Here is a 17,549-nt window from a genome sequence, read left to right as displayed (position 1 = left end):
GCGGTGGGCACGCTGCGACTCCGGAGCGGCCCTGACGTGCGGATTTTAAGGCGTCGGCGGGGTGTACGGCACGGGTGGTCCGGCAGCCGGGCGCCGGACCACCGCGCGGGGGCGCCTACTTCTCAGTTACGCCCGCCGAGTCGAACGTCGCCACCTCGTGCATCGCCCGTGCGGTGCTCTGCACCAGCGGCAGCGCCAGCAGGGCGCCGGTGCCCTCGCCGAGCCGCAGATCGAGGTCGACCAGGGGACGCAGGCCCAGCTTGTTGAGGGCGGCCACATGACCGGGCTCGGCGCTGCGGTGACCCGCGATGCAGGCCGCCAGCACCTCGGGGGCGATGGCGCGGGCCACCAGGGCGGCGGCACCCGCGCTGACCCCGTCCAGGATCACCGGCGTACGCAGCGAGGCGCCGCCGAGGAGCAGGCCGACGATGGCCGCGTGCTCCAGGCCGCCGACCGCGGCGAGGACCCCGATCGGGTCGGCCGGGTCCGGCTGGTGCATGTCCAGGGCGCGGCGGACGACCTCGGTCTTGCGGGCCAGCGTCTCGTCGTTGATGCCGGTGCCGCGGCCGGTGACCTCGGCCGGGTCGGCGCCGGTGAAGACGGCGATCAGGGCGGCCGAGGCCGTGGTGTTCGCGATCCCCATCTCACCCGTGAGCAGGGCCTTGTTGCCTGCCGCGACCAGGTCGCGGGCGGTCTCGATGCCGACCTCGATGGCCTGCTTGACCTCCTCGCGGGTCATCGCCGGACCGGTGGTCATGTCGGCCGTGCCGGCGCGCACCTTCCGGGGGAGCAGACCGGGCGTGGCCGGCAGGTCGGTGGCGACGCCGACGTCGACCACGCAGACCTCGGCGCCCACCTGGCCCGCGAAGGCGTTGCAGACCGCTCCCCCGCCCAGGAAGTTGGCCACCATCTGGGCGGTGACCTCCTGCGGCCAGGGGGTGACGCCCTGGGCGTGCACGCCGTGGTCACCGGCGAAGACCGCGACGGCGGCGGGCTCCGGGATCGGCGGCGGGCACTGCCGGGACAGGCCGGCCAGCTGCGCGGAGATGATCTCCAGCATGCCGAGCGCGCCCGCGGGCTTGGTCATCCGCTTCTGGCGCTCCCATGCCTCGCCGAGCGCCTTGGCGTCCAGCGGCCGGATGCCGGCGACGGTCTCGGCGAGCAGGTCGTGCGGGTCCTCGCCGGGCAGGGCGCGGCGGCCGTACGTCTCCTCGTGCACGACCCAGGACAGCGGGCGGCGCTTGGACCAGCCGGCCTGGGCCAGCTCGGGCTCGTCCGGGAACTCGTCGACGTAGCCCACGCACAGGTAGGCCACGACCTCCAGGTGCTCGGGCAGGCCGAGGGCGCGGACCATCTCGCGTTCGTCGAAGAAGCTGACCCAGCCGACGCCCAGGCCCTCGGCCCGGGCGGCGAGCCACAGGTTCTCCACGGCGAGCGCGGAGGAGTACGGCGCCATCTGCGGCTGGGTGTGCCGGCCGAGGGTGTGCCGGCCGCCGCGGGTGGGGTCGGCGGTGACGACGATGTTCACCGGGGTGTCGAGGATGGCCTCGATCTTCAGTTCCTTGAACTGCTTCGCCCGGCCCTTGGGCAACGACTTGGCGTAGGCGTCGCGCTGACGCATCGCCAGCTCGTGCATGGTGCGACGGGTCTCGGCGGACCGGATGACGACGAAGTCCCAGGGCTGCGAGTGGCCGACGGAGGGCGCGGTGTGGGCGGCCTCCAGGACGCGCAGCAGCACCTCGTGCGGGATGGGGTCGTCGCGGAAGCCGTTGCGGATGTCGCGGCGCTCGCGCATGACCTTGAGGACGGCCTCGCGCTCGGCGTCCGCGTAGCCGGGGGCGGCCGGTCCCGCGGGCGGACGCGCCGGCTCCGTGGCGGTGTCCTCCTCCTGGTCGGCGGCCCTGGTCTCCAGGTCCGCCGCCTGCTGGACGACGTCGGGGGCGTCCGGCGCGGACTGCGCGGCGGCGGGTTCGGCCTCGCGGGGTCCGGGGACCGAGGCGACCGGCTCCGGCTCCTGCGGGGCCGCCGGGACCGGCTGCGGTTCGCCCTGTTCCTGTGCGGGCAGGACGACGGGCTGCGGCGGCGCGGGCGCGAGGTGCGGGGGCGTCGGCACGGTGCCGTCGACCGGCACGAACTGTCCCTGGGTGTGCTCGGTGTCCGGCTCGGCCGCGGCGCCCGGCGGGGGCGTCGGCTCGCCCGGCGACTCGCCGCCGGAGAGGCCGGCGGGGGCCCCGGCCGGGGTCTCGGCGGCGGGTTCGTCGGGACGGGCGGGCTCGGCCGGGACGGCCTCGTCGGGCGTGGGCGCCGGGACGGTGCCGGGCTCGGCCTGCGCGGGCGTCCGGAGCTGCGCGCCGGGCGCGGTCTGCGGGCCCGGTACGGTCTGCGGCTCAGCGGTCTCGGGCGCCGGGGGCGCGGCCTGCGGTCCGGTGGCCTCGTGCGCCGGGGCGGCCGGATCCGACGGGGTGGCCGCCGTCGGGTCCTCGGGTGCCGTGGGCACCGGGCCGGCCGGGGCCGCGCCGTGCGGGTCCGCCGCGGCGGCCTGCTGCGACGGCTGCCCCTGGGGTCCGTCGGTCGCCTGCTCCGGTACGGGCGCGCCGGGCGGCGCCTGCTCGGGATGCGGCCCCTCGGCCGGTGCGGGAGCGCCGGCCTCGGCCTGCTGCGGAGCGCCGCCGGGCACGGGGACGCCGGCCGCGGGCGTCGGCGTACCGGGGGCCGCGGTCGGAGTGCCGGCCGCCGGCGTCGGCGTGCCGAGGGCCGCCGTCGGGGTACCGACGGCGGGTGTCTGGGCCGCGTCGCCGGTGGGTGCCAGCGGCGCGGGGCCGGTGGCGGGCGGCACGGACACGACGCCGGGCTGTCCCGCGGTGGTGGCCTGCGGGTCCTGGACGGCGTGCGGGGCGGCCTCGGGCGCGAACACGGCCTGGGCGGCGTGCGGAGCCTGGGCGGCCGGGGTCCGGGCACCGTCCTCGGGACGGGCCTGCGCACCGTGGGCGGCGGCCGGGTCCTGCGGGGCGGTCTCCTGGGGCACCGTGCCCTGGACCGTTCCCGGGGCCGGAGTCGCCTCGGTACGCGGCGCGTCGGGTGTCACGAGGACGGCCTGACCACCCTGGGTGCCGTCCGGACCCGGTGCGGGGGCTGCGGGCGGCGCCACGTCCGGACGGGGACCGCCGTCCGGGCCGTACCCGCTCCCCGGACCGCCCGGCGCGGCCACCTGACCCTGCGCACCCACGGCCACCGGACCCTGCGCACCCACGGGTGCCGGGCCGTGCGCGCCCTCGGGTGCCGGGCCGTCGGTGGCGGCGTGCGTCCCGTCGTGGGCAGGTCCCTGGCCGTGCTCTGGCCCGTGGGCGGTCCTGAGGTCCGGAGGTCCCTGCGGTTCGGGTCCGCTTCCCGGTGCCTCGACGGTCGCCAGGGCGGGCCCGGCCGGCTGGGCCGGGCGGGCCGCCACAGCGGTGCCGCCCGCCACGACCGCACCCGGCGCGAGCCTGGGCACGGCCGGCGGGGCGACGCCGGAGAGGCCGGGTCCCGGGAGGTCGGCCGGAGCAACCGTCTCCGCCACCGACGCCCGGGTGTTCGCCTGGGCCACGGGTGCCTGCGGCGCGCTCCACGGGGCCGCGCCCTGCGGGGCCAGGTCGCGCAGCGGCTGGACATCGAGGTACTCGGGTCCCGCCGCGGGCGCTCCCTGCTGCCGTACCGGCGCGTCCGCGGGACCGCGGTCGGCCAGGGAGCGGACCGGGCTCGCGGAGGCGTCCGGGGTCGGCGGGCCGAGGTGCAGCGGACGGCGCGAGGCCGCCGCCTGGTCGTGCGGGGACGGCGGCGCCGACAGGACGGGGGACGCCGCGGCGGACACCGAGGCGGGGTCCGGCAGGCGCACGCCGCTGAGGTCGACGGAGCCGGTGTCCCGGCCGGCCGTCTCGTGCGGCCCCGGCTCGTGGACGGCCTCGACTACGGGCTCCGGGGCGGGCGGTGGCACTTCGTTGCCCCAGGCGCCCTGGGCGCCCGGCAGCAGCAGCTCGTCGTCCTCGGCGGGAGCACCGGAGAGGTAGTGGTACGCACCGTGCGCGGGGACGCCCGGCTGTTCCACCATGCCTGCGCTCTCCGGCAGTCCCTCGCCCGGGACCTGGCCGGTGTCGGTCATGCGTATCCCTCGCCCATCGGTTAGTGCTCCCTACGACCAGCTCACCCGGAGCGGCGCACCGACCGCTCACAGTGAAGAACGAGCGTGCGTGCCCAGCGGCACGAACGACCGCCCGGAAAAGGCGACAAAGCCATTCGGTGGCATTGTCCCGGCTGTTCCACCGTCGCGACAGCATGATCCGCGACAGTCCGCTGTGGACTGCGCCACGTTGCGCGCCCTCCGGGTCCGCCCTACCACACTTGCCCCCAAAACCGGCGCGTTTTCCGGACATTGACGAACGAATTTCCGGGCCACCGAGTGCGGTACAACGATCGGCCAGCCTACCGCGCGCAGTACGACAACAGGATCACGGGGCGCGGTGCGGACGGGGTCGTCCGGCCACCCGCCCACCGCTTCTCAGCGGGGCGTTTCGCGCGCCGGCAGCTCTCCGGTGAGCAGGAACACGACGCTCCGCTCCGTCTCCGTCCAGGCCCTGGTGTCGAGTTCGACGGACTGCAGCAGGGCGCACTCGACCCGGTATCCGTGCTCGGTCAGGTCACGGCCGACGAGTTCGGCCGCGTCCCGGGTCGCGGCGTGTGTGACGATGCGCTGCGGGCGGCGGTCGGCGACCGCCGAGACCACGGCCGCTCCGCCGCCGCCGACCCGGACGACGTCCGGCTCGGGCAGGTTCTCCAGGGCCAGCGGGGCGGTGCCGTGGACGAGCTGGAGCTGCACGCCGAAGGCGCGGGCGGCGGCCTCAGTGCGGGCGCACGCCCCGGAGCTGCGGTCCACGGCGATGACGGCGGCGCCGGCGCGCGCGGCCTCGGTGGCGAACGCCCCGCTGCCGCAGCCGATGTCCCACACCAGGTCGCCGACGCGCGGGCCGAGCCGGGCCAGTTGGGCGGACCGCAGCAGTTCCGTCTCGCCTTCGCCGAGTCCGCCGCCGTACGCCTCGTCGGGCTGGACCCAGCCGCGCCGGCCCTGGCCCGGATCGCGCCCGGCGATCCAACCGCCGCTGTCCGCGGTGCCGGCCGGGCCGCCGATGACGATGACGATGTTGGGGTCGCGCCAGGCGTGGTCGGCGGCGTTGTCGGAGGTGACGACGGTGACCCGCTCGCGTTCGGTGCCCAGTTCCTCGCAGATGACGAAGGTGCGGTGCACCCCTTCCAGCAGCAGCCCGAGTTCGGCGGGCCCGGCTCCGGGTGAGGTGAGCACGGCGACCTTGGTGTGGGCGCGGCACACGTTCACCGCGCGGCGCAGGGTGCGCCGGTGTGCGACCACCACCTGGGCGTCGTCCCAGGGCATCCCGGCGCGAGCGAAGGCCGCGGCCACGGCGGAGACCGCGGGGACGACTTCCACCTCCAGCCCGAACTCGGGTGCGCGCAGGCTCCGTACGACCCCGAAGAACCCTGGGTCGCCGTCGGCGAGCACCACCGCGGTGCCGCGGTGGGCGGCGATGCGGCGGGCGGCCAGGGCGACGCTGCCGAGGCGGATGCGTTCGGCGCCGGGGGGCACCTCGGGCAGGGCCAAGTGGTGGGCGGCGCCCGCGACGAGGGTCGCGGCGCCCAGCGCGGAGCGCGCGGCTGCGGTCAGCGGCGAGCCGTCCCAGCCGATCACCGTGACCCGGTCGGCCATGTCCTCTGTCTCCCGTGTTGTCGCAGGTTGTTCTTGCGGGCCGGCAAGGAGCGGGCGCCCGCACGCGGGCTTGGTGAGAGTACCTGGTGGACCGGCCGGGCGCGCGGCGGGGCGGTGCCGGGGTCAGGTCCCGGTCGGGCGCGGTCGCGGAGGCCGGGTCAGTTCCAGTCGGGGAACCTGGTGAAACCGCTCGTATCGGCGAGTTGCTCGCCCGCGCCCTCCAGGTCCTCCGGGAGGAGGCTCCACACGATGAAATCGGTGCGCAGGTCGGTCCAGGTGCCGTCCTCGGCGCGGACACGGGCTATGCAGGCGTTGCGCAGCACGCCCTCGCTGATGCAGCCGATCTTCTGGGCGACCTGCTGGGACGCGGTGTTGCCCGCGGCGGTGCGCAGTTCGACGCGCTCGAACCTCTGGTCGTTGAACAGCCATCGGGCGGTGGCCAGGGCGGCCTCGGCGGCGTAGCCCTCGCCGCGGGCCCAGGGGGCGATGACGTACGTCAGTTCGACGGAACGGATGTGCCAGTTGGCCTTGGTCAGCTGGACGACGCCGACCAGGCGCTGGGTGAGGAACTCGGTGACCGCGAAGTCGAGCCCGCGGCCGGCGGCCCGCTCGGCCGGCGCGTACGAGGTGATCCAGCCGCGGGCGCCCTCCTCGGTGAACGGCTGCGGGACATGGGTCCAGGCCGCGACCTGCTCGTCGTTCATCATCTCGGCCAGCTCGCGCACGTCGTCCTCGTCGAGGGGCCGCAGCACCAACCGCTCCGTGCTGATGGAGATGTTGGGGAAGGTGCTAGTCATGCGCCGCTCCGTAACCGTCGGATGAGCCTTCAGGGCCTGCTGAACTGCCCAGCATGCAGCATGGGAGCACCGAACCGCACCACGGGGGTCCGCACCCGGTGCGGGTGCGGACCCCCGTGCGGGCGATACGCGGTGTACGCACCACCGTCCGCGGCCGGCCGGCGGCGCCGGCCGCTCAGAAGGACGGGATGACGGACCCCTGGTACTTGTCCTCGATGAACTTCTTGACCTCGGGCGAGGTGAGGAGCCCGGCGAGCTTCACCACCCGCGGGTCCTTCTCGTTGCCCTTCTTGACCGCGAGGAAGTTGCCGTACGGGTTGTTCTTCGCGGACTCCAGGACGAGCGCGTCCTTGGCGGGGCTCAGCCCGCCGGAGATGGCGTAGTTGCCGTTGACGACCGCGGCGTCCACGTCGTCCAGGGAGCGCGGCGTCTGGGCCGCCTCGACCTCCTTGAACGTGAGGTTCCTGGGGTTCTCGGCGATGTCCCGCGGGGTGGCCTCGTTGCCGACGCCGTCCTTGAGGGTGATCAGGCCGTTCGCGGCGAGGAGTTTCAGGGCGCGGGCCTCGTTGACGGTGTCGTTCGGGACGGCGACGGTCGCGCCGGACTTCAGGGCGTCGGCGTCCTTCACCTTGTGCGAGTAGAGGCCGAGCGGTTCCAGGTGCACGGTGACGACGGGCACGATGTGGGTGCCGCGCTTCTTGTTGAAGTCGTCGAGGTAGGGCTGGTTCTGGAAGTAGTTGGCGCCCACCGAGCCGTCCTCGGTCGCCGTGTTCGGCGTGATGTAGTCGGTGAACTCCTTGACCTCCAGGTCGAGGCCCGCCTTCTTCGCCAGGTTGTCCTTGACGTAGTTCAGGATCTCGGCGTGCGGGGTGGGGCTCGCGGCGACGACCAGGGGACCGTCGTGTCCGGCGGAGGAGGAGTCGTCGTTGCCCGAGCCGCAGGCGGTGAGCCCAAGGGTGAGGGCTCCGGCGGTGAGGAGGGCGGCGGTGATCTTTGCGCTGTTACGCACGAAAAGTGCCTTTCCTTAGGGCGATACGGCCCCGCTGTCGGGTGTGCGGGGAGATCTGGGCGGGATCGGGTGACCGGGCGGCGCCGCCGGGTCAGGCGGCTTCGCCGTCCGCGGCCGGGTCCTTGAGCAGGCGCAGCTTCGGGGCCGGTCCCGACCTGCCGCCGCGCCGGTGCAGTCCGCGGGCCGCGTAGTCGCCGGCGAACTGGATGACGGAGATGACGACCGCGAGGACGGCGACCGTGATCCACATCAGCTGGGTCTCGAAGCGCTGGTAGCCGTAGCGGATGGCGATGTCGCCGAGGCCGCCGGCGCCCACGGTGCCGGCCATGGCGGAGTAGCCGATGAGGGCGACGACCGTGGTGGTGGTGCTGGAGACCAGCGAGGGCAGGGACTCCGGCACCAGGACCTTGCGCACCACGGTCCAGGTGTTGCCGCCCATCGCCTGTACGGCCTCGACCAGTCCGCCGTCCACCTCCCGGACGGCCGTCTCGACGAGCCGGGCGAAGAACGGGATCGCGCCGACGGCGAGCGGCACGATGGCCGCCTCACGGCCGATGGTGGTGCCGGTGACCCAGCGGGTGAAGCCCATCAGCGCGACCATCAGGATGATGAACGGCATCGAGCGGGCGATGTTCACGACCTGCCCGATCACCTTGTTGGCGACGACGTTCTGGGCCGGACCGCCGCGGTCGGTGAGGACGAGCAGGACACCGAGCGGCAGCCCCGCGACGACGGCGATGAGCGTGGACCAGCCGACCATGTAGAGCGTGTCCCAACACGCCTGGGACAGCAGCGGCTGCATCTCCGACCAATCGGACCCGGTCATTCGGCACCGTCCTTCACCAGCGTGGACTTCTGGCCCGCGGGGCCGACGACATCGATCTGGAGGCCCTGTTCGCGCAGGAACCCGATCGGTACGACGTTGTCCTCGTAGCGGCCGGGCAGTTCGATCCGCATCCGGCCGGTCTGCAGGCCGCCGATGGTGTCGATGGCGGCCCCGAGGATCGATATGTCGATGTTGTAGGTGCGCGACAGCTGGGAGACGACCGGCTGGGTGGCGGCCTCGCCGTGGAAGGTGATGTCGAGGACGGTACGGTCGGCACCGGAACTCTCGCCGCCCACGGGGAACAGCGCGGCGGCCAGTTCGGAGCCCGGGGTGGCGAGGATCTCGCCGACCGTGCCGGACTCGACGATGCGGCCCCGCTCCATGAGGGCGGCCGAGTCGCAGATCGACTTCACCACGTCCATCTCGTGCGTGATGAGCAGGACGGTGAGGCCGAGCTGCCGGTTCAGGTCGCGCAGCAGGTGCAGGATCGAGCGCGTGGTCTCCGGGTCGAGGGCGCTGGTGGCCTCGTCGGAGAGCAGCACATCGGGGTCGCCGGCCAGCGCGCGGGCGATGCCGACGCGTTGCTTCTGACCGCCGGAGAGCTGGGCGGGATAGGCACGGGCCAGGTCGGCGAGACCGACCAGGTCGAGGAGTTCGAGCGCCTTGCGGGTCCGCTCCTTCCCGGACCTGCCGAGGATTTCGAGGGGCAGTTCGACGTTGCCCTGGACCGTCCGGGAGGACAGCAGGTTGAAGTGCTGGAAGACCATGCCGATCCGGCTGCGCGCCCGGCGCAGCTCGCGGTTCGCCCTGGCGCCGCGCCCGGCCAGGGCGGTCAGCTCCTGGCCGGCCACGGTGACCGTCCCGGACGTGGGGCGTTCCAGCAGGTTGACACAGCGGATGAGGGAGGACTTGCCGGCGCCTGACTGGCCGATGACGCCGTACACCTCGCCCTCGCGGACGTGCAGATCGACGCCGTCGAGGGCGGTGACCTCGCGGCCGCGGGTGCGGTAGACCTTGGTCAGGCCCGTGGTGGTGATCACGTGGGTTTCCGTCACTGTCGGGGGCGTGGGTGTGCCCTCAGGGCGCGTTCGAGCGAGGACGCGATGCGGTTCTCGCGGTGGCGTGGGGAGAGATGGACCGGGTGCGCGGGGCCGGGCCGCTGCGCGGGCCGCACGACGACGCGCGGCCGTGCCGCGCTTCGGGGCGCGGGGCTCAGGCGGTGCGAGGGTGCGCTAGCAGGCACACATTCGACACATACAACGAGCACCGGGCGTGCGGGTCGCCTCGGTCGCAAGGGTGCGGCTGCTCGTCATGGTCATGCGGCCAGTTAATCAGACCTACGGTGCTGACAGGCCGCCGCCGTCCGTATGCCGGACAGCGGTGGACAGCGGCGGACGGTGGGCGGCTGAAGCCGAAGGGCTCCGCTGCACGGTCGGTGACCAGCGCGGAGAGGGCCGGCGGGGGTTCGCCGCCCGGCCCGCGGCCGGCTCGTGCGCGGGGCGGGTTGTGGCCAACGCCACGGTGCCGGGGCGGACCGCGCCACCGTCTCCCCGGCTCCACCGCAGGCGGCACCGGGCCCGGACGCGGCCGGGCACCCGCACCGTAATAGGGTCACCGCATGCTCAATCCCCTGACGCTGGTGACCGGGGTCGCCGCGCTGCTGCTGGCCGCCTGGTGCGGCTGGGCGGCCTACCGTGACCAGCCGACCAAGGACTGGCACTTCATCGGGATGGCCGTGGTGTCGCTGCTGGCCGTGGTGCAGTTGGTGGCCGGGATCGTGCAGCTGGCCCGCGGCGAGCACCCCGAGCAGGGGACGACGATCTTCGTGGCCTATCTGCTGGGCGCGTTCGCGTGCATCCCGGCGGCGGGTTTCATGTCACTGACCGAACGCACCCGGTGGGGCTCGGTGACGGTCGCCGCGGGCGGCGTGGTGCTCGCCGTCCTGGAGGTACGGCTCTATGACATCTGGGGAGGCTGAGTTGACCACGACCGAGGGCAAGCCGGCGAAGGCACGGCTGATCAGCGGGCCCGGGATGCTGCTCGTCTGGTTCTACGGCGTGATGGTCGTCGGAGCCGTCTCGCGGTCCGTCTACCAGATCGCGACCGAGTTCGACCGGGCGCCGCTCGCCTACTCGTTGTCGGCGGTGGCGGGCGTGGTCTACGGATTCATCACGTACTCGCTGGTGCGCGGCGGCGAACGGGCCCGCAGGGCGGCGCTGGTGTGCTGCGCCGCCGAACTCGCGGGTGTGCTGACCGTCGGGACCTGGACGCTGGTCGACCCGTCCGCCTTCCCGGACTCGACGGTCTGGTCCGACTACGGCATGGGGTACGTCTTCATTCCGGTGCTGCTGCCCCTGACGGCCCTGTACTGGCTGCGCCGGGCGCGGGCCGGTGTCACGCCGTAGTCGCGTAGGTCCCGGCCGGCTTCTCCAGGACGATCATCGGCACGCCGTCCGAGCCCTCGGAGGTGCCGACCGTCTGGTAGCCCACCCGCCGGTACAGCCGCAGGTTGCTCTCGCTGCGGTGACCGGTCTGCAGCCGGAACGTGGTGGCGCCGCGCTCACCGGCCAGCGCGGCCTCGGCGGCGCGCAGCAGCCGGGCGCCGATGCCGTGGCCCTGCAGCCGCGGGTGGACGCAGAGTTTGCCGATGACGGCCGCGCCGTCCTCGCTGATCGTGCCGCGGACCGAGCCGACCACCTCGTCGCCGAGCCGGGCGACGAAGACGCAGTCGGCCGCGACCTCCTCACGGACCGAGTCGAGGGTCTCGACGAGCGGGTCGATGCGGTAATTCCCGTACAGTGCCGCCTCGCTCTGAAAGCACAGGTACTGGAGCCTGAAGATCTGCTCCGTATCCCGCTCGGTCGCCGCCGAGATGGTCACGCTCATGCCCATGTGCGCACGCCTCCCGCTCACCTGATCGCCAGTGGTTCCCCACTCCTATCCCCGCGCTCAACGGCCCGCAATCTCCGCCGACAGCAATCGCCGCAGACATCCCAGACATCTGGAACGTTCCGGCCCCAGGCTGCCCTGTGAGATACCCAACTCCCCCGCGATCTCCCGGTAGGTGAGGTCCTTCGGGGACAGCAGCGCCTCCAGCAGCCGCGGGCAGCGGCCGGGCAGCCTGCGGACCGCCTCGCGCAGCGCCCGGTGGCGTGCCGCGGTGAGCGCCATCTGTTCGGGCCCGTCGGCCGCGCCGTCGGCGGGCTCCGTCTCGTACGGCCGCTCCACGCGGGCCCTGTGCCTGCTGCGCCGCGCCTCCGCACGCACGGCCCGGCGCAGCCAGCCCTGCGGGTCCGGCGGTGGCCCGGCGGCCGCCAGGCGCTCCAGGAGGCGCAGCCAGACCGCCTGCTCCAGATCCGCGGGTTCGGTTCCCGCGGCATGTGCTTCGGCACCGGCTTCGGCGGTGAGGAGCGGGCGCAGCGCGGCAACAAGATCGTGCGTCATACGCGCAACGACGTGGCCGCCCCGGCACCAGTTGCCGGGGCGGCCGGGGATCGACCCGAACGGGCGTCGGGCGCTCAGCCGTTGACGAAGTCCGCGCGGGCGAGCAGGCCGGTGTCCGTGTTGTCAGTGAACACACCGTCGATGCCGGTCGCGAAGTACGCCTTGAACGCGCCGAACGCGTCTCCGTAGGCGTCCGCGTCGGTGCCCTTGCGGAACTCCTTCGGCAGGAAGGGGTTCTCGTTGCGCATGGTGTAGGGGTGCAGGATCAGGCCCACCTTGTGCGCGTCCGCGACGAGCGTGGTCGTCCTGTCCAGGCTGCCGTCGGCCTTCTTCGTGATGATCAGGTCCAGGGTCGGACCGATGCCCTGCGCGTAGCCGGCCAGCTCCCGCAGGCCCTTCGGGGTGATCAGGTCCGCGGTCGTGCGCGGGTCGCCCGCGTCGACGAAGTCGTAGGGGCGGCTGTCCGCCGACGAGAGCAGGACGACCAGTGGGTTGTCGACCAGCTTGTTCAGCCGCTGGATGCTGGTCGGCTCGAAGGACTGCAGGATGACCGGCGAGTTCCGCTTGTCCTTGCCGTACTTGCGCAGCAGCTTGGCGACCCGCTCCTCCAGGCCAAGGCCGAGCTTGCGGAAGTAGGTGGGGTGCTTGGTCTCCGGGTAGATCCAGACCTGCTTGCCGCGCTTGCGCGTCTGCTCGTCCTGCCACTGCAGGACCTCTTCGAACGTGGGGATCTCCCAGCGTCCGTTGTAGAGGGTGTTGTGCGGGCGGTTGGCCGGGATGCGCTCGACGGCACGCAGGGTCTTCAGCTCGGCGAGGGTGAAGTCCTCGGTGAACCAGCCGGTGGTGGAGACGCCGTCGAGGACCTTGGTGGTCTTGCGGGCGGCGAACTCGGGGTGGTCCGCGACGTCCGTGGTGCCGCCGATCTCCGGCTCGTGCCGGCACACCAGGTGGCCGTCCTTGGTGGGCACCAGGTCACCGGCCTCGACTATGTCGGCGCCGAGGTCGAGGGCCAGCTGGTAGGAGCCGAAGGTGTGCTCGGGGCGGTAGCCGCTGGCACCCCGGTGGCCGATGACCGTCGGCACGGGCAGGCTCTTCAGGCCGCCGCCCTGTCCGGCGGACCGGGAGTCCGCGGCCCGGGCGGCGCCGGGCAGTCCGAGGACCGCTCCGCCCGCGCCGAGCACCGCGGCGCCGAGGAGCGCTCGCCGTCCCGTTCCCTGCGTCTGACCGTTCGACTCGTGCGTGTTCATGAACGCCTTCCTGCCATCCACTCGGCCGCTGTGTCCGGCGCCCCGCCGCGGGGCGCCCGGCCGGAATCATCGTCGGTGCGCGCCGATCGTAGGGGCGTGGACATGACGCAGGGGAGACTCCAGGCCCAACACCCGGGTGATGTCGGATGTCACCCGGGAACCCGGGGGTGACGGGCCGTCCGGGGCGGGACGAACGGGTGTCCAGCGGACGACCGGGCGATGTCCGTCACATCGACACGCGCGCGTCGCCCGGTCCCGTCGCGCGCCACCGCAGGTAAACCCACGTCAATTGTGAGTAAGACATCGGTGAACGGGACACACGTGATGTGCGCTTCGCCCATGCCACGAGTATCGTCCTCACCTGCAAAGACTCATACCGCCCTCGACATCGGAGGACCCGTTGTCCCGCTTCGCGCTCATCAAGGCAGTGCTCGGACCGATCATGCGCCTGATGTTCCGCCCACAGGTGGAGGGCGTGGAGCACATCCCGGGGGACGGTCCGGTCATCATGGCGGGCAACCACCTCACGTTCATCGACTCGATCGTGCTGCCGCTGGTGTCCAAACGGCAGGTGTTCTTCATCGGCAAGGACGAGTACGTCACCGGCAAGGGGTTCAAGGGCCGCCTGATGGCCTGGTTCTTCACCGGTGTCGGCATGATCCCGGTGGACCGGGACGGGGCGAGCGGGGGCGTGGCCGCGCTGATGACCGGGCGGCGGATCCTGGAGGAGGGGAAGGTGTTCGGCATCTACCCCGAGGGCACCCGCTCCCCCGACGGGCGGCTCTACCGCGGCCGTACCGGCATCGCCCGCCTGACCCTGATGACGGGCGCGCCGGTGGTGCCGTTCGCCATGATCGGCACGGACAAGCTGCAGCCGGGCGGGCGGGGTATTCCGCGTCCGGGGCGGGTGACCGTGCGGTTCGGTGAGGCGATGGAGTTCTCCCGGTACGAGGGGATGGACCGGGACCGCTATGTGCTGCGGGCGGTGACCGATTCCGTGATGACGGAGGTCATGCGGCTGTCGGGGCAGGAGTACGTGGACATGTACGCCACCAAGGCGAAGGCCGCCTGACGGGGGCCTCCGGCGGTTGGGGGCGGATTTGATGGGGGTGAGGACTGCGGGTGTTCGGGTGCGGGTTCGTTGTGGTTGCTCGCGCAGTTCCCCGCGCCCCTGACGGGGTGTCGTGCTGGGGTTTGCTGGTGCACAGGGTGGGGTGTTGTTCTCAGGGGGAGTTTTCCAGTTTCTGGTTCTTCAGGAGGAACCAGGCTGCCGCCGAGGTGGCCAGGAGGACCACCGCTCCGGCGCCGGCGGCCAGGTGGAGCCCCTGCACGAAGGAGTCGCGGGCCGCGGTCAGCAGGGCCTGCGCGGTGTGGGCCGGCAGGTCCGACGCCGCCTCCACCGCGCCGCCCAGTGACTCGTGGGCCACGGCCGGGGTGTCCGCCGGACCGGTGAAGCCCCGGTAGACGCCCGTCACGATGGAGCCGAGCAGCGCGATGCCGAGGGCGGCGCCGAGTTCGTATGCCGTCTCGGAGACCGCGGAGGCGGCGCCCGCCTGCTCCTTGGGCACGCTGGAAAGGATCACGTCGGCGGTCACCGTGAAGGAGAAGCCCGCGCCCACGCCGACGACCAGGAGCGCGGCGCCGAGGAGCGGATACCCGGTCGTCCGGGTCAGGGTGGTCAGCGCGGCGAGCGCCAGGCCCACCGCGGCGAGGCCGCCGGAGACCACGGCCCGCACCGAGAAGCGCCGCGCCGCCCGGCCGGCCACCAGTCCGGTCACCACCGCGCCGACGGCGGCCGGCAGCTCGGCGAGGCCCGCCTCGAACGGGCGTCTGCCCTGGACCAGTTGCAGGTACTGGGAGAGGAAGAACACCAGCCCGGACATGCCGAGCACGGTCAGCAGGTCGGCGAGGACCGCCCCGCTGAACCCGCGCCGCCAAAACAGCCGCATGTCCAGCAGCGGGACCGGCAGGGTGAACTGGCGGCGCACGAACCCGGACAGCGCGGCCACGCCCAGCAGGCCCGTGCCGAGGACGGCCGGGGAGAAGCCGTGCGAGGCGGCCTCCTTGATCGCGTAGACGACGCCGATCATGCCGACCAGTGACAGCACCACGCTCGCCAGGTCCCACGGGCCGGGGTGCGGGTTGCGGGACTCGGGCAGCGTCCTCGCGCCGACCAGGACGAGCACCGCCATCACCGGCAGGTTGATGAGGAAGACCGAGCCCCACCAGAAGTGCTCCAGCAGGAACCCGCCCACGATCGGGCCGACGGCCGTACCGGCGGAGGCCATGGCGCCCCAGATGCCGACGGCGAGGCTGCGCTCGCGCGGATCGTGGAAGAGGTTGCGGATCAGGGCCAGCGTGGCGGGCATCAGGGTGGCACCCGCGACACCGAGCAGCGCCCGCGCCAGGATCATCAGCTCGGGGGTGGTGGCGTAGGCGTTGAGCACGGAGACCGCACCGAACGCCGTGGCACCGCCGAGCAGGATCCGCTTGCGGCCGATACGGTCGCCGAGGCCGCCCATGGTGACGAGCAGACCGGCGATGACGAAGGAGTAGACGTCACCGATCCAGAGCAGCTGGTTGCCGGAGGGCCTGAGGTCCTCGCTGATGAAGGGGGTCGCGAGGCCGAGGACGGTCGCGTCGACGGCCACCAGCAGCACGGCCAGTACGAGGACGGAGAGCGCGAGCCAGCGGCCTGGGCGCCGCTCCGTCTCGGTCGGCGGGGCAGCCCGCAGGGTGGTGCTCATGATTCCGCTCTCCGTACGGCACCGCCGAGCAGCAGCTCGACGATCATGTGGGCGAAGTCCTTGGGGGCGACCCGGCCGGCCAGGACCGCCCAGGCACCGGAGGCCAGCAGGCCGTACAGCGCCTCGGTGAGCCAGGCGGGGGTCAGATCGATGCGGAACTCGCCTTCCGCCTGGCCCCTGCGGAACAGGGCAGCGATCCGCTCGTCGATCCCGGCCCAGCCCTGGTTCTGGTCCTCGCCCTCGAACAGCTGGTTCTCGGAGTAGAGGAAGGCCAGCAGGCCCGCGGCGGGCTCGATCTCCCGCACCAGCCGCCGTACCGCGTCGCTCGCCGGGCCCTCGTCCGGGCGGGCCGCGTCCAGTGCGGCCCGGCACTCCTCGATGCCGAGCGTTTCCAGCGCGCGCACCAGTGCGTCGCGCCCGGCGAAGTGACGGTGCAGGGTGGCCCGGCTGATCCCGGCGGCCTTGGCGACCTCGTCCATGGTCGCGGTGGATCTGCGGGTCAGCAGGGCGGCTGCGCTGCGCAGCACACGGTCGCGGTCCAGAGCCATGAGACGAGGGTAAATCATGTGAGACGAAAATGTCTCATCGAGGGCGTGGCGGTATCAGGAGTGCGGGGTCGGTGGGGCTCAGTGCCAGGGGAGCTGTCCGCGCCGCTCCCAGTAGACGGCCGGTTCCTCGGCGAGCGCGGCGAGCCGGTCCAGTTGCTCCTCGTCCAGGTCGCCGGCCGCCGCCTGGAGATTGGAGGCGAGCTGGCCGGCGGTCGCGGCGCCGGACAGGACGACGCCCGCCCATGGCCGGCGCAGGATCACCGCGAGGGCGACGGCGTCGCACCCCAGGTTCGTCTCCTCGGCCACGGCCCGCAGCGCCCGCGGTGCCTGCGCGGCGGCCAGCCGCCCGTTGGCCATGCCCTCCTTCACGATCACCGTGAGCCCGGCGTCGTGCGCCTCGGCGAGGGCCGCAGCGGCCGACGTCTCCAGGAGGTTGTACGTCGACTGGACGGTACGGAACAGGGGCTCGCCACCGACCGTCACGGCGAGGGCGGCGCGGACCGCGTCCGCCTGGGCCGGGCCGCTGGTGGAGAAGCCGATGGTCAGACCGCCGGCGGCGGCCTCGGCGAGCCTCGCGTGGAGTTCCTTGTCGGCGAGGGCCGGGCTGTGGGGGGTCACCGAGTGGATCTGGTAGAGGTCGAGCCGGTCGCCGAGCAGCGTGTCCGTCTCGGCGCGCTGGCGCTCGTACGTCCACAGGCTGTGGTCCTTGACCTCGTGCTGCGCCGCGTCGGTGGACCAGTCGGCGGTGTAGGTGTAGCCCCACTTGCTGCCGACGACCACGTCGGTGACGTCCGGACGGGCGCGCAGCCAGTCGGCGAGGAACTCCTCGGAGCGGCCGTAGGAGCGGGCGGCGTCGACATAGCGCACGCCCTGGGCGTAGGCGGCGTCGAGGAGTTCGTGGGTGCGCTCGCGCAGGGCGCCGACGGTGCGGTCGGCCGGGAGGTCCCGCTCCCGGCCGAGGTTGATGTACCCGGGGCGTCCGACGGCGGCGAGCCCCAGGCCGATGTGGCACGTGGCCGTCGTCGCTGAGGCCAGTCGGGCGAAGGACATCGCGGGCTCCGTTCGGTCGGCTGTGACACGCGTGCACGACCAACGTAACCGCGACGGCCGGGCCGCACGCGCGCGTGGTGGCCATGATCACGCGCGCGGGGCCGGTGAACCGCCGTGCGCCGGGGCGGGCCT

Annotated in this window: 15 protein-coding genes; 3 read left to right on the top strand and 12 right to left on the bottom strand. The window is 73.2% G+C overall.

Annotated elements, in window-relative coordinates; all coding sequences use genetic code 11:
• Window positions 1-115: 115 nt before the first annotated feature.
• The 6 genes from cobT to ACFY2B_RS16295 all read right to left on the bottom strand — a co-directional run bounded on the left by cobT (window position 116) and on the right by ACFY2B_RS16295 (window position 9,421).
• The gene (gene cobT, locus ACFY2B_RS16320) at window positions 116-4,135 is read right to left on the bottom strand and encodes a nicotinate-nucleotide--dimethylbenzimidazole phosphoribosyltransferase (RefSeq protein WP_390763781.1); all 4,020 of its coding nucleotides are present in this window, start codon (window positions 4,133-4,135) and stop codon (window positions 116-118) included.
• A gap of 396 nt (window positions 4,136-4,531) precedes the next feature.
• Window positions 4,532-5,749 (bottom strand): precorrin-6y C5,15-methyltransferase (decarboxylating) subunit CbiE, encoded by a 1,218-nt coding sequence (gene cbiE / locus ACFY2B_RS16315; RefSeq protein WP_390763780.1) that lies wholly within the window; start codon window positions 5,747-5,749, stop codon window positions 4,532-4,534.
• Window positions 5,750-5,907: 158 nt separating this feature from the next.
• A complete protein-coding gene (locus ACFY2B_RS16310) occupies window positions 5,908-6,546 on the bottom strand; it encodes a GNAT family N-acetyltransferase (protein WP_390763779.1) in 639 nt (212 codons plus the stop codon).
• A 175-nt stretch (window positions 6,547-6,721) separates the two neighbouring features.
• Window positions 6,722-7,555 (bottom strand): MetQ/NlpA family ABC transporter substrate-binding protein, encoded by an 834-nt coding sequence (locus ACFY2B_RS16305; protein WP_390763778.1) that lies wholly within the window; start codon window positions 7,553-7,555, stop codon window positions 6,722-6,724.
• Window positions 7,556-7,646: 91 nt separating this feature from the next.
• Window positions 7,647-8,381 (bottom strand): methionine ABC transporter permease, encoded by a 735-nt coding sequence (locus ACFY2B_RS16300; RefSeq protein ID WP_390763777.1) that lies wholly within the window; start codon window positions 8,379-8,381, stop codon window positions 7,647-7,649.
• Window positions 8,378-9,421 carry a methionine ABC transporter ATP-binding protein gene (locus ACFY2B_RS16295; protein WP_390763776.1) on the bottom strand — a complete coding sequence of 348 codons (1,044 nt, stop codon included), beginning with the start codon at window positions 9,419-9,421 and terminating at the stop codon, window positions 8,378-8,380. The genes ACFY2B_RS16300 and ACFY2B_RS16295 overlap by 4 nt, the downstream gene beginning before the upstream one ends.
• Window positions 9,422-9,999: 578 nt before the next feature.
• Here ACFY2B_RS16295 and ACFY2B_RS16290 point away from each other — a divergent pair.
• Both ACFY2B_RS16290 and ACFY2B_RS16285 read left to right on the top strand, forming a co-directional pair.
• Complete coding sequence (locus ACFY2B_RS16290; RefSeq protein WP_376525149.1) at window positions 10,000-10,359, top strand: hypothetical protein; 360 nt, start codon at window positions 10,000-10,002, stop codon at window positions 10,357-10,359.
• Complete coding sequence (locus tag ACFY2B_RS16285) at window positions 10,340-10,786, top strand: hypothetical protein (RefSeq protein ID WP_376525151.1); 447 nt, start codon at window positions 10,340-10,342, stop codon at window positions 10,784-10,786. The genes ACFY2B_RS16290 and ACFY2B_RS16285 overlap by 20 nt, the downstream gene beginning before the upstream one ends.
• Here the strand turns inward: ACFY2B_RS16285 and ACFY2B_RS16280 are convergent.
• The 3 genes from ACFY2B_RS16280 to ACFY2B_RS16270 all read right to left on the bottom strand — a co-directional run bounded on the left by ACFY2B_RS16280 (window position 10,776) and on the right by ACFY2B_RS16270 (window position 13,072).
• A complete protein-coding gene (locus ACFY2B_RS16280; protein ID WP_390763775.1) occupies window positions 10,776-11,273 on the bottom strand; it encodes a GNAT family N-acetyltransferase in 498 nt (165 codons plus the stop codon). The two genes, ACFY2B_RS16285 and ACFY2B_RS16280, sit on opposite strands and share 11 nt — an antisense overlap.
• A gap of 57 nt (window positions 11,274-11,330) precedes the next feature.
• Window positions 11,331-11,825 (bottom strand): sigma-70 family RNA polymerase sigma factor, encoded by a 495-nt coding sequence (locus ACFY2B_RS16275; RefSeq protein ID WP_390763774.1) that lies wholly within the window; start codon window positions 11,823-11,825, stop codon window positions 11,331-11,333.
• Window positions 11,826-11,899: 74 nt separating this feature from the next.
• A complete protein-coding gene (locus ACFY2B_RS16270; protein ID WP_390763773.1) occupies window positions 11,900-13,072 on the bottom strand; it encodes a glycerophosphodiester phosphodiesterase in 1,173 nt (390 codons plus the stop codon).
• Between the two features lie 400 nt (window positions 13,073-13,472).
• Between ACFY2B_RS16270 and ACFY2B_RS16265 the strand changes: the two genes are divergently transcribed.
• Window positions 13,473-14,144, top strand: a complete 672-nt coding sequence (locus tag ACFY2B_RS16265) for a lysophospholipid acyltransferase family protein (RefSeq protein ID WP_390763772.1) — start codon at window positions 13,473-13,475, stop codon at window positions 14,142-14,144.
• Between the two features lie 151 nt (window positions 14,145-14,295).
• On the opposite strand, the gene ACFY2B_RS16260 is transcribed toward ACFY2B_RS16265, so the two are convergent.
• The 3 genes from ACFY2B_RS16260 to ACFY2B_RS16250 all read right to left on the bottom strand — a co-directional run bounded on the left by ACFY2B_RS16260 (window position 14,296) and on the right by ACFY2B_RS16250 (window position 17,417).
• The gene (locus ACFY2B_RS16260) at window positions 14,296-15,819 is read right to left on the bottom strand and encodes an MFS transporter (RefSeq protein ID WP_390763771.1); all 1,524 of its coding nucleotides are present in this window, start codon (window positions 15,817-15,819) and stop codon (window positions 14,296-14,298) included.
• A complete protein-coding gene (locus ACFY2B_RS16255) occupies window positions 15,816-16,367 on the bottom strand; it encodes a TetR/AcrR family transcriptional regulator (protein ID WP_390763770.1) in 552 nt (183 codons plus the stop codon). The genes ACFY2B_RS16260 and ACFY2B_RS16255 overlap by 4 nt, the downstream gene beginning before the upstream one ends.
• Before the next feature lie 78 nt (window positions 16,368-16,445).
• The gene (locus ACFY2B_RS16250; RefSeq protein ID WP_390763769.1) at window positions 16,446-17,417 is read right to left on the bottom strand and encodes an aldo/keto reductase; all 972 of its coding nucleotides are present in this window, start codon (window positions 17,415-17,417) and stop codon (window positions 16,446-16,448) included.
• Window positions 17,418-17,549 lie beyond the last annotated feature (132 nt).

Origin of the sequence: Streptomyces sp. NPDC001270 (assembly GCF_042896695.1) — a bacterium.
Lineage (GTDB): Bacteria > Actinomycetota > Actinomycetes > Streptomycetales > Streptomycetaceae > Streptomyces.
Note: the sequence above shows the minus strand (reverse complement) of the source record. Positions and strands in the feature narration are given on the sequence as shown.